General features: G+C 45.8%; 16 protein-coding genes, 14 tRNA genes, 2 rRNA genes and 1 pseudogene. 28 read left to right on the plus strand and 5 right to left on the minus strand.

Annotated elements, in window-relative coordinates; genetic code table 11:
* The first annotated feature begins 48 nt into the window (after nucleotides 1-48).
* Nucleotides 49-2,193 (plus strand): Tex family protein, encoded by a 2,145-nt coding sequence (locus JNUCC1_RS10845; RefSeq protein ID WP_156647083.1) that lies wholly within the window; start codon nucleotides 49-51, stop codon nucleotides 2,191-2,193.
* 169 nt (nucleotides 2,194-2,362) lie between these two features.
* Here JNUCC1_RS10845 and JNUCC1_RS10850 read toward each other — a convergent pair whose 3' ends face one another.
* Entirely contained in the window at nucleotides 2,363-3,853 is a 1,491-nt protein-coding gene (locus JNUCC1_RS10850; RefSeq protein ID WP_156645558.1) for a catalase, read from the minus strand.
* 190 nt (nucleotides 3,854-4,043) lie between these two features.
* Between JNUCC1_RS10850 and JNUCC1_RS10855 the strand changes: the two genes are divergently transcribed.
* The 22 genes from JNUCC1_RS10855 to tsaD all read left to right on the plus strand — a co-directional run bounded on the left by JNUCC1_RS10855 (nucleotide 4,044) and on the right by tsaD (nucleotide 15,585).
* Entirely contained in the window at nucleotides 4,044-4,499 is a 456-nt protein-coding gene (locus JNUCC1_RS10855; protein ID WP_156647084.1) for a SprT family protein, read from the plus strand.
* A 320-nt stretch (nucleotides 4,500-4,819) separates the two neighbouring features.
* Nucleotides 4,820-4,894: transfer RNA gene (locus JNUCC1_RS10860), tRNA-Asn, on the plus strand.
* A gap of 3 nt (nucleotides 4,895-4,897) precedes the next feature.
* Nucleotides 4,898-4,988: transfer RNA gene (locus JNUCC1_RS10865), tRNA-Ser, on the plus strand.
* Nucleotides 4,989-4,996: 8 nt separating this feature from the next.
* Nucleotides 4,997-5,068 (plus strand) — tRNA-Glu (locus JNUCC1_RS10870).
* Nucleotides 5,069-5,094: 26 nt separating this feature from the next.
* Nucleotides 5,095-5,171, plus strand: a tRNA-Asp gene (locus JNUCC1_RS10875).
* Nucleotides 5,172-5,176: 5 nt separating this feature from the next.
* Nucleotides 5,177-5,248 (plus strand) — tRNA-Gln (locus tag JNUCC1_RS10880).
* Nucleotides 5,249-5,336: 88 nt separating this feature from the next.
* Nucleotides 5,337-5,412, plus strand: a tRNA-Lys gene (locus JNUCC1_RS10885).
* 3 nt (nucleotides 5,413-5,415) lie between these two features.
* Nucleotides 5,416-5,500, plus strand: a tRNA-Leu gene (locus tag JNUCC1_RS10890).
* Nucleotides 5,501-5,524: 24 nt separating this feature from the next.
* Nucleotides 5,525-5,609 (plus strand) — tRNA-Leu (locus JNUCC1_RS10895).
* Nucleotides 5,610-5,652: 43 nt separating this feature from the next.
* Nucleotides 5,653-5,729: transfer RNA gene (locus tag JNUCC1_RS10900), tRNA-Arg, on the plus strand.
* Nucleotides 5,730-5,735: 6 nt separating this feature from the next.
* Nucleotides 5,736-5,812: transfer RNA gene (locus JNUCC1_RS10905), tRNA-Pro, on the plus strand.
* A 23-nt stretch (nucleotides 5,813-5,835) separates the two neighbouring features.
* Nucleotides 5,836-5,909: transfer RNA gene (locus JNUCC1_RS10910), tRNA-Gly, on the plus strand.
* A 9-nt stretch (nucleotides 5,910-5,918) separates the two neighbouring features.
* Nucleotides 5,919-5,992: transfer RNA gene (locus JNUCC1_RS10915), tRNA-Ile, on the plus strand.
* 235 nt (nucleotides 5,993-6,227) lie between these two features.
* A 16S ribosomal RNA gene (locus JNUCC1_RS10920) occupies nucleotides 6,228-7,793 on the plus strand.
* 186 nt (nucleotides 7,794-7,979) lie between these two features.
* Nucleotides 7,980-10,898, plus strand: a 23S ribosomal RNA gene (locus JNUCC1_RS10925).
* The 16S and 23S rRNA genes sit together here with 14 tRNA genes alongside, the layout of an rRNA operon.
* 138 nt (nucleotides 10,899-11,036) lie before the next feature.
* Nucleotides 11,037-11,113 (plus strand) — tRNA-Met (locus tag JNUCC1_RS10930).
* A 58-nt stretch (nucleotides 11,114-11,171) separates the two neighbouring features.
* Nucleotides 11,172-11,248 (plus strand) — tRNA-Asp (locus tag JNUCC1_RS10935).
* 700 nt (nucleotides 11,249-11,948) lie between these two features.
* On the plus strand, nucleotides 11,949-12,911 hold the full coding sequence (gene thiL, locus JNUCC1_RS10940) for a thiamine-phosphate kinase (RefSeq protein WP_156645559.1): 963 nt from the start codon (nucleotides 11,949-11,951) through the stop codon (nucleotides 12,909-12,911).
* Nucleotides 12,912-12,919: 8 nt separating this feature from the next.
* On the plus strand, nucleotides 12,920-13,375 hold the full coding sequence (tsaE, locus tag JNUCC1_RS10945) for a tRNA (adenosine(37)-N6)-threonylcarbamoyltransferase complex ATPase subunit type 1 TsaE (RefSeq protein ID WP_156645560.1): 456 nt from the start codon (nucleotides 12,920-12,922) through the stop codon (nucleotides 13,373-13,375).
* A gap of 41 nt (nucleotides 13,376-13,416) precedes the next feature.
* The gene (tsaB, locus tag JNUCC1_RS10950; protein WP_331713753.1) at nucleotides 13,417-14,127 is read left to right on the plus strand and encodes a tRNA (adenosine(37)-N6)-threonylcarbamoyltransferase complex dimerization subunit type 1 TsaB; all 711 of its coding nucleotides are present in this window, start codon (nucleotides 13,417-13,419) and stop codon (nucleotides 14,125-14,127) included.
* The gene (gene rimI / locus JNUCC1_RS10955; protein WP_231784190.1) at nucleotides 14,120-14,575 is read left to right on the plus strand and encodes a ribosomal protein S18-alanine N-acetyltransferase; all 456 of its coding nucleotides are present in this window, start codon (nucleotides 14,120-14,122) and stop codon (nucleotides 14,573-14,575) included. Before tsaB ends, rimI begins: the two co-directional genes overlap by 8 nt.
* Entirely contained in the window at nucleotides 14,572-15,585 is a 1,014-nt protein-coding gene (tsaD, locus tag JNUCC1_RS10960; protein WP_156645561.1) for a tRNA (adenosine(37)-N6)-threonylcarbamoyltransferase complex transferase subunit TsaD, read from the plus strand. Before rimI ends, tsaD begins: the two co-directional genes overlap by 4 nt.
* 209 nt (nucleotides 15,586-15,794) lie before the next feature.
* Here the strand turns inward: tsaD and JNUCC1_RS10965 are convergent.
* Nucleotides 15,795-17,719 (minus strand): annotated as a pseudogene (locus JNUCC1_RS10965) (ABC-F family ATP-binding cassette domain-containing protein).
* A gap of 129 nt (nucleotides 17,720-17,848) precedes the next feature.
* On the opposite strand from JNUCC1_RS10965, the gene moaC reads away from it, so the two are divergent.
* The 3 genes from moaC (at nucleotide 17,849) to JNUCC1_RS10980 (ending at nucleotide 20,474) form a co-directional block, all read left to right on the plus strand.
* The gene (gene moaC, locus JNUCC1_RS10970) at nucleotides 17,849-18,352 is read left to right on the plus strand and encodes a cyclic pyranopterin monophosphate synthase MoaC (RefSeq protein WP_156645562.1); all 504 of its coding nucleotides are present in this window, start codon (nucleotides 17,849-17,851) and stop codon (nucleotides 18,350-18,352) included.
* Nucleotides 18,333-18,968, plus strand: coding sequence for a redox-sensing transcriptional repressor Rex (locus JNUCC1_RS10975; RefSeq protein WP_331713883.1), 636 nt, complete (start codon nucleotides 18,333-18,335; stop codon nucleotides 18,966-18,968). Before moaC ends, JNUCC1_RS10975 begins: the two co-directional genes overlap by 20 nt.
* A gap of 93 nt (nucleotides 18,969-19,061) precedes the next feature.
* Nucleotides 19,062-20,474, plus strand: a complete 1,413-nt coding sequence (locus JNUCC1_RS10980) for an MDR family MFS transporter (RefSeq protein WP_156645564.1) — start codon at nucleotides 19,062-19,064, stop codon at nucleotides 20,472-20,474.
* A gap of 24 nt (nucleotides 20,475-20,498) precedes the next feature.
* Here the strand turns inward: JNUCC1_RS10980 and JNUCC1_RS10985 are convergent, their stop codons facing one another.
* Both JNUCC1_RS10985 and JNUCC1_RS10990 read right to left on the minus strand, forming a co-directional pair.
* Nucleotides 20,499-20,690, minus strand: coding sequence for a DUF4305 domain-containing protein (locus tag JNUCC1_RS10985; RefSeq protein ID WP_197431715.1), 192 nt, complete (start codon nucleotides 20,688-20,690; stop codon nucleotides 20,499-20,501).
* A gap of 15 nt (nucleotides 20,691-20,705) precedes the next feature.
* Nucleotides 20,706-21,323 carry a CPBP family intramembrane glutamic endopeptidase gene (locus JNUCC1_RS10990; RefSeq protein ID WP_231784191.1) on the minus strand — a complete coding sequence of 206 codons (618 nt, stop codon included), beginning with the start codon at nucleotides 21,321-21,323 and terminating at the stop codon, nucleotides 20,706-20,708.
* Between the two features lie 357 nt (nucleotides 21,324-21,680).
* Here JNUCC1_RS10990 and groES point away from each other — a divergent pair, with 357 nt between their 5' ends.
* Nucleotides 21,681-21,965: a co-chaperone GroES gene (groES, locus tag JNUCC1_RS10995; protein WP_156645566.1), complete on the plus strand. Its 285-nt coding sequence runs from the start codon at nucleotides 21,681-21,683 to the stop codon at nucleotides 21,963-21,965.
* A 56-nt stretch (nucleotides 21,966-22,021) separates the two neighbouring features.
* On the plus strand, nucleotides 22,022-23,653 hold the full coding sequence (gene groL / locus JNUCC1_RS11000; RefSeq protein ID WP_156645567.1) for a chaperonin GroEL: 1,632 nt from the start codon (nucleotides 22,022-22,024) through the stop codon (nucleotides 23,651-23,653).
* An 86-nt stretch (nucleotides 23,654-23,739) separates the two neighbouring features.
* Here the strand turns inward: groL and JNUCC1_RS11005 are convergent, their stop codons facing one another.
* On the minus strand, nucleotides 23,740-24,939 hold the full coding sequence (locus tag JNUCC1_RS11005) for a site-specific integrase (protein ID WP_156645568.1): 1,200 nt from the start codon (nucleotides 24,937-24,939) through the stop codon (nucleotides 23,740-23,742).
* Nucleotides 24,940-25,013 lie beyond the last annotated feature (74 nt).

A 25,013-nucleotide genomic window follows, 5' to 3' on the forward strand; every position in this document is an offset into this window, starting at 1 on the left:
AAAGGAGGAACAGACTTGGTAGATAAGACATTTGACGAAACAACGATTATGAAATGGGTTGCCAAAGAAACACAAATTAAGCAATCTACTGTAGAAATCGTTTTATCCTTAATCAAAGAAGGCAACACGGTGCCGTTCATTGCCCGTTACCGTAAAGAAGCAACAGGAGCATTGGACGAGGTCCAGATCAAAGATATTCATGACAAATGGCAATACAGAACGAATCTGGAAGAACGGAAGGAAGAGGTCCTCCGTCTAATAGATGAGCAAGGCAAATTAACTGAAACACTTAAAGCCGATATTGTACAAGCAACTCAATTGCAACGAGTAGAGGATTTGTACCGGCCTTATAAACAAAAACGACGCACCCGCGCGACGGTGGCAAAGGAAAAAGGACTGGAGCCTCTTGCTGAAAAAATCTGGGCTCAGGATATCGCCAACATTCAGTACGAGGCTGAAAAGTTTATCTCTGAGGAAGACGAATTACATACGATTGACGATGTTCTCACAGGTGTAAACGATATTCTGGCAGAGTGGATTTCAGACGAACCAGCATACAGGGAATCGATTAGAGACATGACCTTTAAACACGGTCAGATCCGTTCGGAAGCTAAAAAACCTGAACTCGATGAGAAGAAAGTTTTCCAGATGTATTATGATTATCATGAAGCCGTGCGCTCGCTTGTCTCTCATCGGATTTTAGCTTTGAACAGAGGCGAGAAGGAAGAAGTGCTGAAAGTAGCGATTGAGCCGCCTGCTGAGAGAATTATTGCTTATTTAACCAAGAAAGTAATCCAAAAAGACTCAGATGGAGAGGCGTGGGAATTGCTGGAAGAGGCGATTGCAGACAGTTACAAACGTTTGATTCAGCCGTCCATTGAGAGAGAGATCCGTAACACGCTTTCCGAAGGCGCGGAAGAACAGGCCATTGAGGTCTTTTCAGAAAATCTCAAGAACCTGCTTCTGCAGCCACCGTTGAAAGGCAGGACCATGCTTGGTGTGGACCCAGCCTTTAGAACGGGCTGTAAGCTTGTGGTCATTGATGAAACCGGCAAAGTCCAAGAAGTCGATGTGATGTATCCGACCGCACCGCGAAAAGATGTTGCAGGCTCTGAGAAAAAGGTGCTGAAGCTTATTCAAAAATACGGGGCTGAGCTTATAGCGATTGGTAACGGCACAGCCTCGCGGGAAACAGAGCAGTTTATTTCAGATGTAATCACCAACAATCAGCTTGATGTCCCCTATATTATTGTCAATGAAGCTGGGGCAAGTGTTTATTCAGCCTCTGCGCTCGCTCGTGAAGAATTCCCTGATCTGCAGGTTGAGGAACGCAGCGCTGTGTCGATTGCACGGAGGGTTCAGGACCCGCTCGCTGAACTTGTTAAAATTGATCCCAAATCAATCGGGGTAGGACAATACCAACATGACGTCAGTCAGAAGAAACTGAACGCCTCTCTCGGATTTGTAGTCGAGACAGCAGTTAACCAAGTGGGGGTGAACGTCAATACAGCATCCCCGTCATTGCTGCAGTATGTATCAGGACTGAGCAAAACGGTCGCCAATAACGTGATAAAAAAGCGTGAGGAACTGGGTAAGTTCACAAACCGTGCTGAGCTAAAGGATATTCCGCGCCTTGGTGCCAAGACTTATGAACAAAGTATCGGATTTTTGCGGATTATTGATGGGGATCACCCGCTTGACCGCACACCGATTCACCCTGAAACCTACAAACAAACGGAAGCTTTACTGGAAATGCTTGGGTTCAAGGCTGAGGACATCGGGTCGGATAAGCTTCAGGAACAATTAAAGACTTTAAATCAGACTGAAACCGCGGCCCAACTTGATATCGGTATTCCGACGCTCGCAGATATTATTGATGCCCTAAGCCGGCCAGAAAGAGATCCGCGGGATGAATTTCCACAGCCGCTTTTGAAACAAAACGTGCTTTCAATGGAAGATCTCGAGCAAGGGATGGAAATGCAGGGAACCGTCCGTAATGTCGTTGACTTTGGTGTTTTTGTTGACATCGGGGTGAAACAGGATGGACTCGTTCATATTTCCAAGATGGCAAATAAATTTGTCAAGCACCCTATGGATGTAGCGTCTGTTGGCGATGTCGTCACAGTATGGATAGAAGATGTGGATCAGGAAAGAGGTCGTATAGCCTTATCAATGGTCCAGGGAAAGCAGTGAATATTAAAAAGCCCGGACGACTTTTAATCGTCCGGGCTTTTTACATCCAACTCCAACGCCAACCTCCTAGAATCATAAGCAAAAAATTTTCACGGCAAAGACCGCCATTATACGTTTTTGTTTATGATATTCGGGGGTGAGCAAGGTGTTTCCGCTATTGTGCCTTTAATTACTTCAAATCACTCGCTGCTTCAACATCGCTCATGGCAATACCTAATGCACTGGCAACTCCCTCGCCATAGGCTGGATCTGCTCTATAGCAATTGCTGATGTGACGAATTTTAATGTGTTTTTCAACACCTTCCATGTCTCGAGCTGTGTTCTCAAACAAAGCTTGCTTTTGGTCATCATCCATTAAATTGAACAGTTTACCGGGCTGTTCGTAATATTGATCATCATCTTCACGGAAGTCCCAGCGATCGCCGTTACCTTGAATCGGCAGACCTGGTTCTTTATATTCGGGCTGATCGTGCCACTCACCATAACTGTTTGGGCCATATCCAATACGGCTGCCTTGATTTCCGTCTACTCGCATTTGACCATCGCGATGGTAACTGTGGAACGGACATTTTGGCGTGTTAACCGGAATTTGGTGATGATTCACACCCAGGCGGTAACGCTGTGCATCACCATAAGAGAATAGGCGTCCCTGAAGCATTTTATCAGGAGAGAAACTGATGCCAGGCACAACATTAGCAGGAGTAAATGCAGCTTGTTCTACGTCCTGGAAATAGTTCTCGGGATTTCGGTTTAATTCAAATTCTCCTACCTCAATAAGTGGGAAGTCTTCTTTATACCATACTTTCGTAAGGTCAAATGGATTGTATGGCATATTGTATGCTTCCTCTTCAGTCATAACTTGAATATACATTTTCCATTTGGGGAAGTTCTTAATTTCGATAGAATTATACAAATCACGCTGGTGACTCTCTCTATCTTTACCGACTGTTTGTTCAGCTTCATGGTCAGAGAGATTCTCAATGCCCTGTTGTGAACGAAGATGGAACTTCACCCATACGCGCTCATTATCGGCATTGATCATGGAAAATGTGTGACTGCCAAAACCATGCATGGTACGATACGATTTTGGAATACCCCTGTCACTCATGACAATGGTCACTTGATGAAGTGCTTCAGGTAATGAAGACCAAAAATCCCACTTGTTGTTTGGCTCCGGCATGTTTGTCCGTGGATCCCGTTTGACCGCATGATTCAAGTCAGGAAAAAGCAGGGGATCTCTTAAGAAGAAAACCGGCGTGTTATTGCCGACAAGGTCCCAATTTCCTTCTTCTGTGTAGAATCTAAGTGCAAATCCACGGATATCTCGCTCGGCGTCTGCTGCTCCTCGCTCTCCAGCCACGGTTGAAAAACGGGCGAACATTTCCGTTTGTTTGCCAACTTCAGAGAAAATTTTAGCACTTGTATATTTCGAAATGTCATTGGTAACCGTGAATGTTCCAAAGGCACCTGACCCTTTAGCATGCATCCGCCGTTCTGGGATAACTTCTCTGTCAAAGTGGGCTAATTTCTCCAAGAACCAAACGTCCTGTAGAAGCATAGGTCCTCTTGGCCCGGCTGTCATTGAGTTTTGGTAATCAGTAACCGGGGCACCGGCTGCAGTTGTAAGTCTTTTTTTATCTTGTTGCTCATTGTTACGCATATTGATATGCACCTCCGCTTATTTATAATAATTATAATATCATACTTTATATCAAATGACTACATTTTTAACTTGAGAAGGGTGAGATTATATTTTTATAGGGTTGGTACCCGTAATATATATATGATAGTTTTCAATTTGTATGCTAAAATAATAGTTTGAGCAAGATGATTGGAGGGCTTGTGTGCGGATGGAATTGTTAAAAGAGAAAGAACTGCATAAACTGGTTGATGACTTGTCTCGAACTTTCTTCGACAAACCGTTTAAACATGAGGTGCGGTATAATACGCGATTACGCACAACAGGTGGACGATATATCCCTTCTTTGAGAATAATCGAACTTAATCCGAAGTATGTAAAGGAAATGGCAGAGGAGGTAGAAGGAATTATCAAGCACGAGCTCTGTCATTATCACCTTCATATAGAGGGAAAAGGATACAAGCATGGAGACCCGGAATTTAAAGCTCTACTGAAAGCAACAGGCTCCCCGAGACATTGTCAGCCATTGCCTTCCAGTGCATATCAATTCAAATACAGTTACACTTGTATGCGGTGTGGCCATATTTATAAAAGGAAACGCCGTGTTGATGTAAAGAAATTCAGATGCGGAAAGTGTCGAGGACAACTATCACTTAGCCATGAATAATGGAACTGAAAGGTTTTTTTGAATGAGTATTGACGAATCCTTGAGAGCATGTTAAATTATATAAGCCCATTAACGGGAGTCATGAAGGCAAATAATTTTTATATGAGTTATTGACAAACGGTTCCTGCTGTTGTATGATATTCTTCGTTGCCGACAAAAAGTGATTTCAACTTCACTTTTCGTCAAAAACTGTTGGCGCATGAGTACGAAATGTGATATAATGTACTCTGCTTCACGAAAACATGACATAATGAGTGCAGGAATTAATCACTCTATATGATCAACCTCATGAATAAGCATTACAGATCACTTAACTTTATTCCACAGTAGCTCAGTGGTAGAGCAATCGGCTGTTAACCGATCGGTCGCAGGTTCGAATCCTGCCTGTGGAGCCAAGTGGAGAAGTACTCAAGTGGCTGAAGAGGTGCCCCTGCTAAGGGCATAGGTCGCGTTAGCGGCGCGAGGGTTCAAATCCCTCCTTCTCCGCCATTTCATATGGCCCGTTGGTCAAGCGGTTAAGACACCGCCCTTTCACGGCGGTAACACGGGTTCGAATCCCGTACGGGTCATCTTTTTATTGCAATTAAATAGGTTGGGTCTGGTAGTTCAGCTGGTTAGAATGCCTGCCTGTCACGCAGGAGGTCGCGGGTTCGAGTCCCGTCCAGACCGCCACTTCTTGGGCTATAGCCAAGCGGTAAGGCAACGGGTTTTGGTCCCGTCATTCCCAGGTTCGAATCCTGGTAGCCCAGCTATTTTTATTGTGATTGAAAGTCTGTTAAAATAGACAATATAAAGAGAGTTCCAGTTAAAATAACAGAGAACGTCTTATAAATATAAGAGCCATTAGCTCAGTCGGTAGAGCATCTGACTTTTAATCAGAGGGTCGGAGGTTCGAATCCTCCATGGCTCACCACTTGCGGATGTGGCGGAACTGGCAGACGCGCTAGACCCAGGATCTAGTGTCTTCGGACGTGGGGGTTCGACTCCCTCCATCCGCACCATTTTAATTAAATATTTCATTATATGCGGTCGTGGCGGAATCGGCAGACGCGCTAGGTTGAGGGCCTAGTGGGAGTTAATCCCGTGGAGGTTCAAGTCCTCTCGGCCGCACTTTCATTTCTAATAATGCTGTACTGAGCGATACTCAGCACATGCGCCCGTAGCTCAATTGGATAGAGCGTTTGACTACGGATCAAGAGGTTAGGGGTTCGACTCCTCTCGGGCGCGCCATTTATACGGGAAGTAGCTCAGCTTGGTAGAGCACTTGGTTTGGGACCAAGGGGTCGCAGGTTCGAATCCTGTCTTCCCGACCATTCGATTTTGAAACTGTTTATATGCGGGTGTAGTTTAGTGGTAAAACCTCAGCCTTCCAAGCTGATGTCGAGGGTTCAATTCCCTTCACCCGCTCCATTTTAAAATGGGCCTGTAGCTCAGTTGGTCAGAGCGCACGCCTGATAAGCGTGAGGTCGGTGGTTCAAGTCCTCCCAGGCCCACTCTTCTTAAAAAAAGAAGAAAAAAAGCATTGACTTTAAATGCTGAAGGTATTATATTTATAAAGTCGCTTTTGAAGAGCGCACAGCAATTTTGTTCCTTGAAAACTGAACAAACAACGAAGCAGATGTCTGTAAAACAGATGTCAGAGGTAAGAAGTTTTAAACTTCAAACCCTGAATCAATTTTTTAAGAAGCTAAGACCGTTCATCGATTGGTGTCGATGAACATCCAAACTTTTATGGAGAGTTTGATCTTGGCTCAGGACGAACGCTGGCGGCGTGCCTAATACATGCAAGTCGAGCGCGTGAAGCAGGCAATTGCCCTTCGGGGCATGCGCCTGTGGATCGAGCGGCGGACGGGTGAGTAACACGTGGGCAACCTGCCTGTAAGACTGGGATAACTCCGGGAAACCGGAGCTAATACCGGATAACACCTTTCATCGCATGGTGAGAGGATAAAAGATGGCCTTTGGCTATCACTTACAGATGGGCCCGCGGCGCATTAGCTAGTTGGTGGGGTAAGAGCCTACCAAGGCGACGATGCGTAGCCGACCTGAGAGGGTGATCGGCCACACTGGGACTGAGACACGGCCCAGACTCCTACGGGAGGCAGCAGTAGGGAATCTTCCGCAATGGACGAAAGTCTGACGGAGCAACGCCGCGTGAGTGATGAAGGTTTTCGGATCGTAAAGCTCTGTTGTCAGGGAAGAACAAGTGTCGTTCGAATAGGGCGGCGCCTTGACGGTACCTGACCAGAAAGCCCCGGCTAACTACGTGCCAGCAGCCGCGGTAATACGTAGGGGGCAAGCGTTGTCCGGAATTATTGGGCGTAAAGCGCGCGCAGGCGGTCCTTTAAGTCTGATGTGAAATCTTGCGGCTTAACCGTGAGCGGTCATTGGAAACTGGAGGGCTTGAGTGCAGAAGAGGAGAGTGGAATTCCACGTGTAGCGGTGAAATGCGTAGAGATGTGGAGGAACACCAGTGGCGAAGGCGACTCTCTGGTCTGTAACTGACGCTGAGGTGCGAAAGCGTGGGTAGCAAACAGGATTAGATACCCTGGTAGTCCACGCCGTAAACGATGAGTGCTAGGTGTCAGGGGGTTTCCGCCCTTGGTGCTGAAGTTAACGCATTAAGCACTCCGCCTGGGGAGTACGGCCGCAAGGCTGAAACTCAAAAGAATTGACGGGGGCCCGCACAAGCGGTGGAGCATGTGGTTTAATTCGACGCAACGCGAAGAACCTTACCAGGTCTTGACATCCTCTGCCAGCGCTGGAGACAGCGTGTTCCCTTCGGGGACAGAGTGACAGGTGGTGCATGGTTGTCGTCAGCTCGTGTCGTGAGATGTTGGGTTAAGTCCCGCAACGAGCGCAACCCTTAACCTTAGTTGCCAGCATTCAGTTGGGCACTCTAAGGTGACTGCCGGTGACAAACCGGAGGAAGGTGGGGATGACGTCAAATCATCATGCCCCTTATGACCTGGGCTACACACGTGCTACAATGGATGGAACAAAGGGCAGCGAAGCCGCGAGGTGTAGCAAATCCCATAAAACCATTCCCAGTTCGGATTGCAGGCTGCAACTCGCCTGCATGAAGCAGGAATCGCTAGTAATCGTGGATCAGCATGCCACGGTGAATACGTTCCCGGGCCTTGTACACACCGCCCGTCACACCACGAGAGTTGGCAACACCCGAAGTCGGTGGGGTAACCTTTATGGAGCCAGCCGCCGAAGGTGGGGCCAATGATTGGGGTGAAGTCGTAACAAGGTAGCCGTATCGGAAGGTGCGGCTGGATCACCTCCTTTCTAAGGATATCTAGCATAGATGCCCGTCAAACGGCATCACAGCTAAATTAACGGAAAGACATCACTTCGTTTGTTTGTTCAGTTTTGAGGGAGCAAATCTCTCAAAACTTTGCACCTTGAAAATCAAATAAGAGCAATCAAGACATCAAATAAATCGTATGTTTATTCATTGAAATAAAACACGCCAGTTAAGTGAATAAGGGCGCACGGTGGATGCCTTGGTACCAGGAGCCGAAGAAGGACGGGACTAACACCGATATGCCTCGGGGAGCTGTAAGTAAGCTTTGAACCGGGGATTTCCGAATGGGGGAACCCACTGTTCGTAATGGAGCAGTACGCACATCTGAATACATAGGATGTGTGAGGCAGACCCGGGGAACTGAAACATCTCAGTACCCGGAGGAAGAGAAAGCAAAAGCGATTTCCCAAGTAGCGGCGAGCGAAACGGAATCAGCCCAAACCGGCAGGCTTGCCTGTCGGGGTTGTAGGACACACCATATGGAGTTACAAAGCTGTTTGTTAGACGAATCGATCTGGAAAGATCAGCCAAAGACGGTAACAGCCCGGTAGTCGAAAAGAAGCAGCCTCCGGTGTGGATCCTGAGTACGGCGGAACACGAGGAATTCCGTCGGAATCCGGGAGGACCATCTCCCAAGGCTAAATACTCCCTGGTAACCGATAGTGAACCAGTACCGTGAGGGAAAGGTGAAAAGCACCCCGGAAGGGGAGTGAAAGAGAACCTGAAACCGTGTGCCTACAAGTAGTCGGAGCCCGTTAATGGGTGACGGCGTACCTTTTGTAGAATGGACCGGCGAGTTACGATTGCATGCAAGGTTAAGTGGTAGACACGGAGCCGCAGCGAAAGCGAGTCTGAATAGGGCGTATGAGTATGTAGTCGTAGACCCGAAACCGTGTGATCTACCCATGTCCAGGGTGAAGGTCAGGTAACACTGACAGGAGGCCCGAACCCACGTATGTTGAAAAATGCGGGGATGAGGTGTGGGTAGGGGTGAAATGCCAATCGAACACGGAGATAGCTGGTTCTCTCCGAAATAGCTTTAGGGCTAGCCTCAAGATCAGAGTACCGGAGGTAGAGCACTGATTGGACTAGGGGCCCTCATCGGGTTACCGAATTCAGTCAAACTCCGAATGCCGGATACTTATGCTTGGGAGTCAGACTATGGGTGATAAGGTTCATAGTCGAAAGGGAAACAGCCCAGACCGCCAGCTAAGGTCCCAAAGTATACGTTAAGTGGAAAAGGATGTGGCGTTGCACAGACAACCAGGATGTTGGCTTAGAAGCAGCCACCATTTAAAGAGTGCGTAATAGCTCACTGGTCGAGTGACACTGCGCCGAAAATGTACCGGGGCTAAACGTATCACCGAAGCTGCGGATTGTTCTTCGAACAATGGTAGGAGAGCGTTCTAAGTGCTGTGAAGTCAGACCGTGAGGACTGGTGGAGCGCTTAGAAGTGAGAATGCCGGTATGAGTAGCGAAAAAAGAGTGAGAATCTCTTTCACCGAAAGCCCAAGGTTTCCTGAGGAAGGCTCGTCCTCTCAGGGTTAGTCGGGACCTAAGCCGAGGCCGAAAGGCGTAGGCGATGGCCAACAGGTTGATATTCCTGTACCACCTCGTGACCGTTTGAGCGATGGGGGACGCAGGAGGATAGGACAAGCGCACCGATGGACGTGTGCGCCCAAGCAGCGAGGGAGTTGGATAGGTAAATCCGTCCAACAATCCCAATCTGTGATGGGGAGGGAAATTGAGTACCGAAGTGTCTGAATCCACACTGCCAAGAAAAGCCTCTAGCAAGGTCACAGGTGCCCGTACCGCAAACCGACACAGGTAGGCGCGGAGAGAATCCGAAGGTGAGCGGGAGAACTCTCGTTAAGGAACTCGGCAAAATGACCCCGTAACTTCGGGAGAAGGGGTGCTCCTTTAAGGAGGAGCCGCAGTGAATAGGCCCAAGCGACTGTTTAGCAAAAACACAGGTCTCTGCGAAGCCGAAAGGCGAAGTATAGGGGCTGACACCTGCCCGGTGCTGGAAGGTTAAGGGGACGCGTTAGAGCCTACGGGCTCGAAGCGTAGAACTGAAGCCCCAGTAAACGGCGGCCGTAACTATAACGGTCCTAAGGTAGCGAAATTCCTTGTCGGGTAAGTTCCGACCCGCACGAAAGGTGCAACGACTTGGGCACTGTCTCAACGAGAGACCCGGTGAAATTATACTATGCGTGAAGATGCGCATTACCCGCGACAGGACGGAAAGACCCCGTGGAGCTTTACTGTAGCCTGATATTGAATGTTTGTACAGCTTGTACAGGATAGGTGGGAGCCTTGGAAGCGTGAGCGCCAGCTTACGTGGAGGCACCGGTGGGATACCACCCTGGCTGTACGACCATTCTAACCCAGGGCCGTGATCCGGTCCGGAGACAGTGTCAGGCAGGCAGTTTGACTGGGGCGGTCGCCTCCCAAAAGGTAACGGAGGCGCCCAAAGGTTCCCTCAGAATGGTTGGAAATCATTCGCAGAGTGCAAAGGCAGAAGGGAGCTTGACTGCGAGACCTACAAGTCGAGCAGGGACGAAAGTCGGGCTTAGTGATCCGGTGGTTCCGCATGGAAGGGCCATCGCTCAACGGATAAAAGCTACCCCGGGGATAACAGGCTTATCTCCCCCAAGAGTTCACATCGACGGGGAGGTTTGGCACCTCGATGTCGGCTCATCGCATCCTGGGGCTGTAGTCGGTCCCAAGGGTTGGGCTGTTCGCCCATTAAAGCGGTACGCGAGCTGGGTTCAGAACGTCGTGAGACAGTTCGGTCCCTATCCGTCGTGGGCGCAGGAAGTTTGAGAGGAGCTGTCCTTAGTACGAGAGGACCGGGATGGACACACCGCTGGTGTACCAGTTGTTCCGCCAGGAGCATAGCTGGGTAGCTACGTGTGGTAAGGATAAGTGCTGAAAGCATCTAAGCATGAAGCCCCCTCAAGATGAGACTTCCCATCACTTCGAGTGAGTAAGATCCCTCAGAGACGATGAGGTTGATAGGTCTGGTGTGGAAGCGTGGTGACACGTGGAGCTGACAGATACTAATCGATCGAGGACTTAACTAGCGTAAAGTACGATGATGACTTGACCTCTTATTTGATTTTGAAGGTATAAATCATGTGGTTAGTATTTGGCCGCATAGTTTAGGACTTTCCTGTTCATACTATATAAAGTAAAGTCTATAGTATAATATTTATCTATATCGCGGGGTGGAGCAGTCTGGTAGCTCGTCGGGCTCATAACCCGAAGGTCGCAAGTTCAAATCTTGCCCCCGCAACCAAATTATTTTAACTGGTGAGATCAGTTAAAAACTAGTAGTACTTTAATGCAACCTAATTGGTCCGGTAGTTCAGTTGGTTAGAATGCCTGCCTGTCACGCAGGAGGTCGCGGGTTCGAGTCCCGTCCGGACCGCCACTAACTTAATTGTTATAAGATTGATATATAAAAACACACGATTCCCTTCGTGTGTTTTTTTAATATAGTGGAATAATGGAATATTCTATCTGAAAGTGGGTCTAAGGTACATATGACTTAAAACCAAACCAATAAGATATTATTCGTTTGGGAAAAATATTGCGTTGGTACTAACAGTGTTCTTTTGCATATATCGGCGCTCGCACGCATATATCAGCGCTCACACGCATATATCGGCGTTCCTGCGTATATATCAGCGCTCACACGCATATATCGGCGTTCGTGCGCATATATCAGCGCTCGCGTGAATATATCGGCGTTCGTGCGCATATATCAGCGCTCGCGAGGAAATATCGGCGTTCGTGCGCATATATCGGCGCTCGCGAGGAAATATCGGCGTTCGTGCGCATATATCGGCGCTCACGAGAATATATCGGCGTTCATGCGCATATATCAGTGCTCACACGCATATATCGGCGGTTGCGCGCAAATATCAGGGCTCGCGTGCAAATATCAGCGCCCCCGCGCATATATCGGCGCTCACAGGCACATATCGGCGCCCCCGATACAGCACCATCAAACAAATACGGCGACTCAACACAGAAATTCCTTTCCCATAAAAGCCAGACCACCTTAGCTTTTCCAATTTGTTTTTGCTTCTGCTATCATGAATGTAGACTTAATCTTAAGGTGATGGAGTATGGAAGAATTTACGTTTATTGAATCCATTAAGCAATCTTTTTATAGGCAGTCTTCTCTGGTCAGAGGGGTGGGCGATGATGCAGCTGTGTTTCGGCAAACCAGTCAGGATATTGTAACAGCGATGGATACTTTTGTTGAAGGGGTTCACTTTACTAAAGACACCATGTCACCCTCGGAAATTGGCTGGCGTGTACTGGCAGCTAATTTAAGCGATTTGGCTGCTATGGGAGCAGCACCTGCGTTTTATCTGGTGTCTGTTGTAATACCTGAAACCTGGTCGGAAGAAGAGCTTCGTGGCATTTTTGAAGGCATGAAGCATTTGGCCAGCCGCTATAATGCTGATTTGATTGGCGGAGATACAGTATCAGGTGCAGAGTTTTCCGTAACGGTTACGGTTATAGGATATGCTGATCGCGACAAAGTACGTTACAGAAGTGCAGCAAAAGCGGGTGATGTTGTTTTTGTAACAGGCAACTTGGGTGACTCGGCAGCTGGGCTTCATATGCTTCAAAACCCTGATGAATATGAGTATGCTGATTACTTTAAAGAACGGCATGTGAGACCTGAAGCTCGTATCGATTTTGCTCAGGAGCTAAAGGGAATTAAGCGGGTGGCTTTAAATGACGTCAGTGATGGCATCGCCAACGAAGCTTCGGAAATTGCCTATGCCTCACAGGTGAGTATCCATTTACTGCATGATGCGGTCCCCCGTCATCCAGGATTAGCACAATTCATAAGGTCACAGATAGATCAATGGGTCTATTTTGGTGGTGAGGATTTTGAGCTGCTTGGAACGGTATCACGAACAGAATGGCCAGATGTTCAAAAGGCTGGGAAGGCAACAGGTCTTGCCGTGACTGAAATTGGTTATGTGCGCGAGGAACAGCCTGGTTCTGTATTCCTCAGGGAACAAGGGCATGTTAGAGTATTAAAAAAAGACGGCTACCAACATATGAAGTAGGTGTTAATATGAGAAAACGTGTTATCAAAACTGAAGCGGAAACAGCAACAAAACAACTAGCAGAAAAGCTGGCCATGTATTTGCGACCTTCTGATGTCATTACACTTACAGGTGAGCTTGGAACGGGGAAGACCACTTTTACTAAAGGTATAGCAAATGGACTAGGTGTCAAGCGCACTGTCAATAGTCCAACTTATACAATCGTTAAAGAGTATGCGGGGGAGTTGCCGCTTTACCATATGGATGTTTACCGGCTTGAGGATTCTGAGGAGGATATTGGCTTTGAAGAATACTTTAGCGGTGACGGTATTTGTGTCGTAGAATGGCCCCAGTTTATTGAGCCTTACTTGCCTGCTGAACGATTGGATGTTCAGATGAAACATATTGATGCGTACACGAGAGAATTAACTTTTATACCGAGAGGCCAGCATTTTGAATCAGTCATTCTGAGTTTAATGGGTTAAAGTGGCTATAGTGATATGTTTTATAAAATGAAGGAGTCAACATGATGAAAATTCTTGCGATGGATACATCGAACAAAGCACTCAGTGTGGCGATCACTGCGGAGGATCAGATTATAGCAGAAGTAACAACCAATGTTACCAAAAATCATTCAGTCCGCCTGATGCCAGCTGTTCAGTATGTGATGAAAGAAGCCGGCATGAAGCCTGAAGAACTTGATCGAATAGCAGTCGCCAAAGGGCCTGGCTCTTACACAGGCGTGAGAATCGGCTTGGCAACTGCCAAATCGCTCGCCTGGGCGCTTAATATTCCTGTGGTAGGTGTATCAAGTCTAGAAGTGGCAGCGTATCAAGGTCACCTTTCCAAGGGCATTATTGTACCGTTCTTTGACGCCCGCCGCGGTCTTGTATTTACCGGTGCATATCAATGGGATCAGAACCAACTGTCTTTAGTTGCTGAAGAAAGAAATCAAGATATGCAAGCATGGCTGACTGAATTGAACCAGTGGGATAGCCAAATTGTATTTTTAAGCCCTGATATGGGTGCATTTCAATCCCTTATTACAGAACAGCTGGGAAAAAAAGCTGTGATCCCTAAGGGGCCGAGTCATATTGCACGTGCCGCACACTTAGCTGTGATTGCAAAACAGCGAACACCAGACCATACACACGGGCTCACCCCGAACTATTTGCGTCTGGCAGAAGCAGAGGCGAAATGGCTGGAAGCACAAAAGGATCGTCCTTCACATGGATAATGATCATTTTAACATCAGACAGATGATCAGGAGTGACCTGTCCAGCATCATGGCAATTGATCAAAAGGTCTACACAAGCCCTTGGACTGAAAAGGTTTATGAACAAGAAATCAATCACAATCCACATGCTTATTATGCTGTTGTAGAAATAGATAATGTGGTGGCAGGATACGCTGGGGCTTGGATCGTAATGGAAGATGCTCAGATCACTAATATTGTCGTTGACCCCGATTACAGAGGGCGTAAACTGGGAAAATCATTGTTCAAACATATGCTTCAAGTGGCCATGCTTCATGGGGCAGAGAGATTGTCACTCGAAGTGCGTGCATCAAATCAAGTTGCCCAGAATATGTACCGGCAATTTGGGCTGGTCCCTGGTGGAATACGAAAAAACTATTATCAAGACAACCACGAAGATGCGGTTGTAATGTGGGTGAATTTAAGATGACAAAAGACACGTATATATTAGGTATAGAAACAAGTTGTGATGAGACGGCGGTTGCCATCGTAAAAAACGGACACACCATTATTGTTAATGTTGTGGCATCCCAAATCGAGAGTCACAAGAGATTTGGCGGGGTAGTCCCTGAGATTGCTTCACGTCATCATGTGGAGCAAATGACAGTTGTGCTTGAAGAAGCCTTTCGAAAATCAGAACTTAGCTGGAGCGATATCACAGCCATTGCTGTAACAGAGGGGCCAGGGCTTGTCGGAGCACTTCTTGTAGGTGTCAATACGGCCAAAGCACTTGCCTTTGCAAAGCAGAAACCGCTAGTGCCTGTTCATCACATTGCTGGACATATTTATGCCAACCAGCTTGTTGAATCACTTAAGTTTCCTTTACTTGCATTAATTGTTTCGGGAGGACATACAGAGCTCGTCATCATGAAAGCACATGGTCAATATGAAGTTATCGGTGAAACACGTGATGATGCTGCAGGCGAGGCCTATGACAAAGTGGCCAGGATGCTTGGTCTGGCTTATCCAGGTGGTCCGAAAGTGGATCAGTTGGCGCATGAGGGCAGTGAAACGATTGATTTTCCGAGAGCCTGGCTTGAACCGGGGAGTTACGATTTTAGTTTCAGTGGCTTGAAGTCAGCAGTTATCAATACGGTCCACAATGCGAAACAACGTGGTGAAGACCTTAAACCCGCGGATATTGCTGCAAGCTTTCAAGCAAGTGTGGTTGATGTTCTGACACAAAAGACTCGTCAGGCAGCTCTGCAATACAATGTCTCTCAGGTAATTGTAGCTGGTGGCGTCGCAGCCAATAAAGGACTGAGAACAAGCTTAAAAGCAGCTTTTGCTGATACAAGCATCCCGCTGCTTATCCCGCCCATCGAACTGTGCACAGACAATGCTGCGATGATTGCTGCTGCCGGAACGATTGCATATGAACAGGGGAGACGTGCAGACCTTGATCTGAATGCCAATCCGTCATTGATACTAGGCATATAAAAAGTTGTCCACCAACAGTGTGGACAACTTTTTTGTTTTCCCAGTTTAACAGTATTCCTTTTGTGGGCAAATACTGTGGATAACTACAGGTTAAGCTGTGTATAATGTGCATAACCTGAATTAAAAGGCGTACGAATACACTTTAACTGTGCATAAGCCTGTGGATGGTCTGGATAAGTGCGTGTGTTCGTCGTTCTATACACAAGATGTTAACTTTCCTGTAAATTTGTCCATTCCTCCAGCAACGCTTCAATTTTAGTTTCAGTTTCACTCGTTTTGGCCGCGACTTCTTGTGCTTTTTCGTGATCTTGATACACTTCTGGTTTTGCGGCTTCATTTTGATAATGTTCAAGGTCTGTTTCAAACTGCTCGATCTGACTTTCCAGCTCAGCAATGCGACGTTCTTTCTTTCGTTCTTCACGTTGACGTTTTTTCTCTTCTTCAAAATTCAGCCTGTTTACGCTGGCTGGGGTTTTTGATTTTTCTTCGGAGGCTTCCAGTGCTTCTATTTCCGCCTCTTCTTGTTTCTTTTCAAGATAATAATCATAATCGCCCAGATATACAGTGGCTTCCTCCTTCGTCATCTCCACGATTCGATCTGTAATCTTGTTGATAAAATACCGATCATGAGACACAAATATAATTGTGCCAGGGAAGTCAGTCAGCGCAGCTTCAAGCACTTCTTTACTGTCAATGTCAAGATGGTTGGTCGGCTCGTCCAGGATTAACAGATTGGCCTTCTGCATCATTAACTTAGCGAGTGCTAGGCGGGCTTTCTCACCACCACTTAAATCGTACACAAGTTTAAGCACATCGTCTCCGGAAAATAAAAAGTTTCCGAGCACGGTACGGATATCTTTCTCATTCACAAGCGGATGTTCATCCCATAATTCCTGCAGTACGCTTTTATTAGAATTGAGGGTGGCCTGTTCCTGATCGTAGTAACCGATTTGTACATTTGTGCCCAGCTGAATGGAACCGCTGGAAGGAGATAGTGACCCAAGGATAACCTTCAGCAGCGTGGACTTGCCCACGCCATTTGGACCGATCAATGCGATGCGTTCGCCGCGTGAAACGTCCAAATGAAACCCGGTGAATAAAGCTTGTGCTTCATCTTCATACTTAAAACTGAGCGCGTTGATTTTCAGAACGTCATTTCCACTTTGCCGATTGACAGTAAATGAAAATGATGCCGAATTCTCCTCTCCCAACGGACGGTCAAGCTTGTCCATTTTGGCGAGTTCCTTACGCCTGCTTTGCGCCCGCTTAGTTGTAGAAGCCCGGGCGATGTTCCGCTGTATAAAGTCTTCCATTTGTTTCATTTCTGATTGCTGCTTTTCAAATGCTTTCAGGTCACGCTCATAATCCAATGCTTTTTGTTCAAGAAATTTACTGTACGTACCGACGTATCGTTTAGAATGATGGCGGCTGATTTCGTATACAATGTTCACTGTTTTGTCGAGAAAATAACGGTCGTGTGACACGATGACGACAGCACCTTCATATTTGTTTAAGTAGTCCTCAAGCCAGCCGAGTGTGTCGATATCCAAATGGTTGGTCGGCTCATCGAGAATAAGAAGATTGGGCTGTTCCAGGAGCAGTTTCCCCAGGGCAAGGCGAGTCTTTTGACCGCCGCTCAATTCCTGAATAGGCGTTGAATAATCAAACCCCTCAAAGTTCAGTCCGGATAGAACTGCCTTAATGTCTGCTTCGTAACTGTACCCCCCGCTTTTTCAAAGGCGTGCTGGAGTGTGTCATAATCATGCAGCAGCTTTTGATAGTCTCCATCATTCAATTCATCAGGTCTTCCCATCTGCTGTTCCATTCGTCGAAGCTGTTGTTCCTGTGTTCTAAAATGGCTAAAAACGGACAGCATCTCTTCCCAAATGGATTGGTCGGACTCTAAGCCTGTATGCTGGGATAAATAACCGGTTGAAACATCTTTCGGTTTAATAACTTCACCCTCATCAGTATCTAACATGCCGTTCATAATCTTAAGAACCGTTGATTTACCAGCCCCGTTACGGCCAACGATGGCAATCCGGTCTTTATCTTTTACTTCAAGTTTAATATTTTCAACAATCGTCTCGGCGCCAAACGATTTGCTGACCCCGTTCAGTTGCATCATAATCATATTGTTCACCTCATCTCCATAAGTGTATCGTATTCAGGGAGAAAGAGGCAATGATATTGTGAACTAACTCACGACTTATTGCTGATTTTCTGCTAAAATAGAGGAGAGCACACATATGGAGATGATATTATGTCCGAGTTTACACATTTTAACGAACAAGGGAGGGCACGGATGGTTGATATCGGGGATAAGTCGGCAACAGAACGCACTGCTGCAGCCCGGACGAGCATCCTTGTCGACCAAACTATATATGAAAAAATTACCGCTGGTGAAGTTGATAAAGGGGACGTGCTAAGCGTTGCCCAGGTTGCGGGTATTATGGCAGCCAAGCAAACATCCAGCTGGATTCCGATGTGTCATCCATTATCATTAAAAGCTGTGGATATTTCGTTTGAGTGGAATCTTGATGGTGACGAGTATGAATTGGAGATAGAAGCTTTTGTCAAAACAAAAGGGGCAACAGGTGTGGAAATGGAAGCACTCACGGCTGCCAGCGCCACAGCCTTGACAGTTTACGACATGGCAAAGGCCCTTGATAAAGGTATGATCATCGGGCCAACTTACCTGTTTACGAAAACCGGGGGCAAATCAGGTGACTTCAAGAGAGGAGGGGATTCGAATGGCGCAAAGTAAAATACCTCAGGCAACAGCGAAACGCTTGCCGCTTTATTATCGCTATCTGAATAACCTGCAGTCACAAGGCAAGAATCGTGTATCTTCCAAAGAACTGAGTGAAGCGGTGAAAGTTGATTCCGCAACGATTCGCAGGGACTTTTCCTATTTCGGAGCCCTTGGCAAAAAAGGCTATGGGTACAATGTAGAATACTTGCTCGGCTTTTTCCGAAAAACACTTGATCAAGATGAATTAAGTGAAGTAGCCCTTGTGGGGGTAGGGAACCTCGGTGCAGCTTTTCTGCATTATAACTTTGTAAAAAACAACAACACAAAAATCATTATGGCTTTCGATTCTGATCCGGATAAAATCGGAACGACCATTGCAGATGTGCCGGTTTATGATATTGCTGAACTGGAGGACAGATTGGGAGATATCAAAGTGGCGATCCTGACAGTTCCAGCAGATGCGGCAGACGCGACCACAGAGCGGCTCGCAAACTTGGGTATAGAAGGTATTCTAAATTTCACACCTGCCCGGCTCAATGCACCATCACACATTCGGGTACATCACATTGACTTATCGGTCGAACTGCAGGCACTTGTTTATTTCCTAAAACATTACCCCTTAGTTTAACTTTGATGAATACCGGTTAAATAAAACTGATACAAAAGAGCTGTATAAAACAACGTCAGCTCTTTTTAGTGTAATTTGCAGGAGGTTATACATATGGCACGCCTTCCGTCGAAATGGCTTGTCGTCATTTCGATCTTGTTTGGGACATTCACCGTTATTTTAAACAACAGCATGCTCAATCCGATTCTGCCTCATTTTATGGAGATATTTGATCGTGACGCTGTGGCTGTAGGCTGGGTACTGACCATATTCATGGTGTCGATGGGCATGACGATGCCGCTCACCGGCTATCTTGGAGATCGCTTTGGCAAAAAACGAGTCTATATATCTGGTCTTGTTTTGTTTATGGTCGGTTCCATTTCAGGAGCATTATCGTCGACATTGTCCATGATCATCATTTCAAGAGCCATTCAGGGCGCAGCTGGCGGTTTAATGATGCCGATTGCAATGGCGCTCATTTTCAATGCGTTCCCGCGGAATGAACGCGGTCTTGCAGTGGGGATTTACGGAATTGCTGCCATGGTAGCCCCAGCAATCGGTCCAACTGTGGGCGGATTGGTGATTGAGTATTTTACTTGGCCGTTCTTATTCGTATTTAACCTGCCATTTGCACTGACAGGCGTCTTTTTTTGCATCAAATATTTAAAGCCGACAGAAAAAGACCCCGCTTTAAAGTTTGACTTGATCGGATTCATTCTTGTGACTACTGGTGTGGGTGGAATATTGTTAGCGCTTGGCAGGGGATCGACATTGGAGCTGTTGCTCTCACCTCTAAACATTGCAATTATCGCAGGCGGAATCATTTTGCTTGTGATATTCGTAAAATATGAATTCAGACAAGAACAGCCCCTGCTGAATCTATCAATCTTTAAAATTCCGACGTACTCTGTATCGATTGTTGTTACCGCAACTGCTTCTATTGGGTTATTTTCCGGTATATTTCTGCTTCCGCTGCTGATTCAAGATGTTTACGGATTATCAGAAATACAGACCGGTCTGCTGTTTCTGCCGGCCGCATTGATGAGTGGCGTGTTCATGTCACTCGGAGGCAAAATTCTCGATGTCAAAGGGCCGAGGTATGTTGTGCCTGTAGGCCTTGTCATTTTGGGCAGTTTTACCCTAATGCTTGGATTTAATACGTTGCAGACGTCTTACTGGTTTATTTTGATCATTAATATACTGCGCAGTGCCGGGCTTGGGATGTGCAACATGCCGGCTACCACCGCAGGCATGAATGCTATTCCTGATGCAGAAGTGGCCCAGGGATCGGCCATGAATAACGTTTTCCGGCAGATTTTTTCTTCATTTGGGATCGTCTTCTTTTCGATTTACTTTGAAGTCAGACGAGGAATACTGCACACGGCAGACGGTGGCCTTGAAATGCAACAAGCAACCTTGCAGGCCTTGAATGAAGCATTTATGGTTGCAGGTGTGTTTATACTGTTGATTGTTCCGGTTTCTTTTGTTCTGAAAGGTCATCAGAATGAACGAAATCAAGCAAAATAAAAAGTGAGCCCGTATGTAACGGGCTCACTTTTTATTTTTGTTTTTATTGTGAAAATGGGCGCGAAGAAATCGTATTCCAAGACCAATATCAATTGCTGCCACGACGACAAGCGCAATTGACATAAGATTAAATCGATCGCCTGGAACACCAAGCGCCAGCCAAAAGAAAACGCCTCCGAGAATAAAATAAATTATCGCATTTGTTAAAGCAGACATTCGCATCGTGTGTCATCAGCCTCCAAAGATCATTTGCAAAGTTTCCATTTGCTCCATTTGTTTCTCCAGTTTTTCCAGTACACCGGAAGTTTGCAAAATAACGGAAATCGAGTTCAGGGACATGTGAACGATAATAGGGACAATAAGTCGTTTGGTTCTGACATATACAAACGCAAACACAAGCCCCATGCCACTGTATATCAAAATATGTTCAGGCTCTCCGTGAATAATGCCAAATATCCCCGCAGAAATGATTGCTGCAATAAAGAAATTGAATCGCTTATATAGCGAGCCGAAGATAATTTTACGGAATATAATTTCCTCGAGAATTGGAGCAGTTATTGTCGGTACTATGAAGAAAATCGGAAGAACCTTAATCATATCCATGATCATCATTGTGTTTTCAGATCCTGATTCAATTCCCAGCAGATACATTTCAATTGAAGCTGCAATGGCATTGGCGAAATAGGCCATAAATACCCCAAGAATCGACCATAAAACGATTTCCCCTTTTGTGGCCGCGTTTCTGACAGGCGGTTCCTTCATATAAGGTTTCATAATAAATAAAATCACAACAAGTCCAATAACAAAACTGATAAAGCTCCAATAAACAATAGCTTGATTTTCTGTCATTGGTAAGGTGAAAAAAAGCAGGGGAACAAATAACAACCCCGAAACTTGCATGATGACATAAGTGACAATGACACCCCAATAACGTCCGGTCAACATCAACGACTCCTTTAATTCAAGATCTATTACAGTTTATGCATGTACAACAGTTTCAAGTATTTTATGTCCATAGAAAATATTTTAGCACAATCCGTGTATTTATTATAATAGTAAGGGGCGTCCAGTAATGAAATAAAAATATAAAAGTTTATTGCTTGCATTTTTTTGGGAGATTAATTAATATATTAATTGGAATTAGCACTCAGTGACTTCGAGTGCTAACACATCAAAAATCAGAAGAGGAACTAAGGAGGTTTCGACATGATTAAACCACTAGGAGATCGTGTTGTCATCGAGCTTGTTGAACAAGAAGAAAAGACTGCAAGTGGCATCGTGCTTCCAGATTCAGCACAAGAAAAGCCACAGGAAGGCAATGTTGTTGCAGTAGGTTCCGGCCGTGTAACAGACAGCGGAAAAACAGTTACACCAGAAGTAAAAGAAGGCGAACGCATCATTTTCTCGAAATTCGCTGGCACGGAAGTTAAATACGAAGGAAAAGAATACTTGATTCTGCGCGAAAACGATATTTTAGCCGTCATCGGTTAATATGTATGTGATGAAAAAACAGGATACTTAATTCATTCAAGGAGGGCATTTTAACTATGGCTAAAGACATTAAATTTAGTGAAGAAGGCCGCCGCGCGATGATGCGCGGAGTAGATACATTGGCAGACGCTGTTAAAGTAACATTGGGACCAAAAGGCCGCAATGTTGTGCTTGATAAAAAATTCGGTTCCCCACTCATTACAAATGACGGTGTAACCATTGCTAAAGAAATTGAACTGGAAGATGCATTTGAAAACATGGGTGCGCAGCTCGTTTCTGAAGTAGCTTCCAAAACAAACGACGTTGCCGGTGACGGTACAACAACTGCAACTGTACTGGCTCAAGCTATGATCAGTGAAGGTCTGAAAAACGTTGCATCAGGTGCAAATCCTGTTGGCGTACGCCGCGGGATTGAAAAAGCAGTTGAGACTGCTATTAAAGAATTACAAGCGATCTCAAGCCCGATCGAAAGCAAAGAATCCATTGCCCAAGTTGCATCAATTTCCTCAGATAATGATGAAGTTGGTCAGTTGATTGCTGAAGCGATGGAACGCGTCGGTAATGATGGTGTCATCACAATCGAAGAATCAAAAGGCTTCAATACAGAGCTTGAAGTTGTTGAAGGTATGCAATTCGACCGTGGTTATGCATCACCATACATGGTATCTGACCAGGATAAAATGGTTGCAGAACTGGAAGATCCATATATCCTGATCACAGATAAGAAAATCGGAAACATTCAAGAAGTACTGCCACTGCTCGAGCAGGTCGTACAGCAAAACAGACCAATCCTGATTATTGCTGAAGATGTTGAAGGTGAAGCACTCGCTACACTTGTAGTCAACAAAATCCGTGGCACGTTCAACGCTGTTGCTGTTAAAGCACCAGGATTTGGCGACCGTCGGAAAGCTATGCTTGAAGACATTGCTGCACTAACAGGCGGCGAAGTTATTACGGAAGATCTTGGACTCGACCTTAAGAGTGCCAGCATCGATCAGCTCGGTCGTGCTTCCAAAGTTGTGGTTACAAAAGAAAACACAACAATCGTTGAAGGTGCCGGCAATCCGGAAAACATTTCTTCCCGCGTCGCACAACTGCGTGCACAAGCAGAAGAAACAACATCAGACTTTGATAAAGAAAAACTACAAGAACGCCTTGCCAAACTTGCCGGCGGTGTAGCGGTTATCAAAGTTGGTGCTGCAACTGAAACTGAATTGAAAGAGCGTAAACTGCGCATTGAGGATGCACTTAACTCAACACGTGCAGCAGTCGAAGAGGGTATTGTATCCGGTGGTGGTACAGCCTTGATCAACATCTATAACAAAGTGGCAGAACTCACTCTTGAAGATGATGAAGCAACTGGTGCCAGCATCGTACTCCGTGCGCTTGAAGAGCCAGTACGCCAGATTGCCCACAACGCCGGTCTCGAAGGTTCTGTCGTTGTCGAACGCTTGAAAGGTGAAAAAATCGGTGTTGGCTTTGACGCCGCAACAGGCAACTGGGTTGATATGGTTGAAGCAGGTATTGTAGACCCTACCAAAGTAACACGCTCAGCCCTGCAAAATGCAGCCTCTGTTGCCGCTATGTTCTTGACAACAGAAGCCGTCGTAGCAGACAGACCAGAAGAAGATGCCGGTGGCGGCATGCCTGACATGAGTGGCATGGGCGGAATGGGCGGCATGATGTAAATCATCGCCCGTAAACCTTGATTTGAGAGTGTTTATAAGAGGTTTTAAGCCTTTGTAACATTAAAAATGTCACAAGAAAGTAACATTTAATTGAATTTTATTTTGGAAAGGGCGTTTTCGTATAAGTTGCTAACTTTTACGGAAGCGTCCTTTTTCATCTTTTTGGTTACATGTGTGTAGATTTTCAAAGTCGTTTGTGGGTCATCGTGTCCAACCCTTTCCATAACCGTCGCAAGGTCAACACCAGCTTCAGCCATCATGCTTATGTGGGTGTGTCTGAAGATATGGGGCGTCGCCTTTTTTTCAATGTTGGTATATTCCATCAGCCTAGCCATCCTCATCACAATATTTTTTTGTATATAAGGATAACCATTCGCTCGGCAAAAAACGAAATTACCGTCATGTTCCACTTCATAACGATATTTCATTTTGATCTTTTTCTGACGTTTGTAATGTGATTTAATAAGCTGCATAATTTCAGAATCCACTTCAATCGACCGTATTGACCCATTCGTTTTTGGCGGCGTTAATTCAAATTTGCGCATGTTGTTATCTTCGTTATAGAGTGTTTTTGTAATTCGAACAGTGTTAGTGCTAAAGTTAATGTCAGACCATTTTAATGCACATAACTCTCCGGAGCGCATGCCTGAAAAGGCTAACAGATAGAAACGCTCGATATCTAATTCCTGGCCATTGTCTAAAGTGGCATTTAAAAACTCGTTCAATTCTTCGTTCGTTAAATATTTTTGTTCAATAGGTGCTATCTCAATTTCTTCAACTGTTTTTCGTTTTTTAGGTATAATAACATCGCGATTTGGACTTTCTTTAATAAGCCTATCCTTTATTGCATGCTGAAAAATCATGCCAGCTGATGTGTTCACTCCTTGGACTGTAGTCCGGGCATAGTTTGGCGAAATGTCATTAATGAATTTTTGAAACATGGAATACGTAATCTTTCCAATTGGGCTTTTTGCCATGTAACGGTTTAGTATAGCGACTTCTTTTTCCCGGATCCGTACTGTGCTCCTTTTAACGCCTGTTTGTTTGTATACTTCCAACCAAGCAGCCGCAACTTGATCAAATGTGACGCGTTTTCCTGAATTCTCGTCAATTTTATCTTCTTGAGTTGACCGGACAGCTTTTTTTACACGCTCTTTGGCTTCTCGTTGTGTCTTTGCACGTCGTTTTATTTGTTTGCGCTTTCCTGTTGCAGGATCAGGATCTCCATCGGCAATACACTCCCATTTAACTTGTCCAGATTTAGTTTTGAATTTTTGACAGTACATGATTCATGCCCTCCCTCTCACTAGCGTCGCATTAATATAAACGAAATATTCAGATTAACACCTTCGGTGTAAAA

Origin of the sequence: Lentibacillus sp. JNUCC-1, from assembly GCF_009741735.1 — a bacterium.
Lineage (GTDB): Bacteria > Bacillota > Bacilli > Bacillales > Amphibacillaceae > Lentibacillus_B.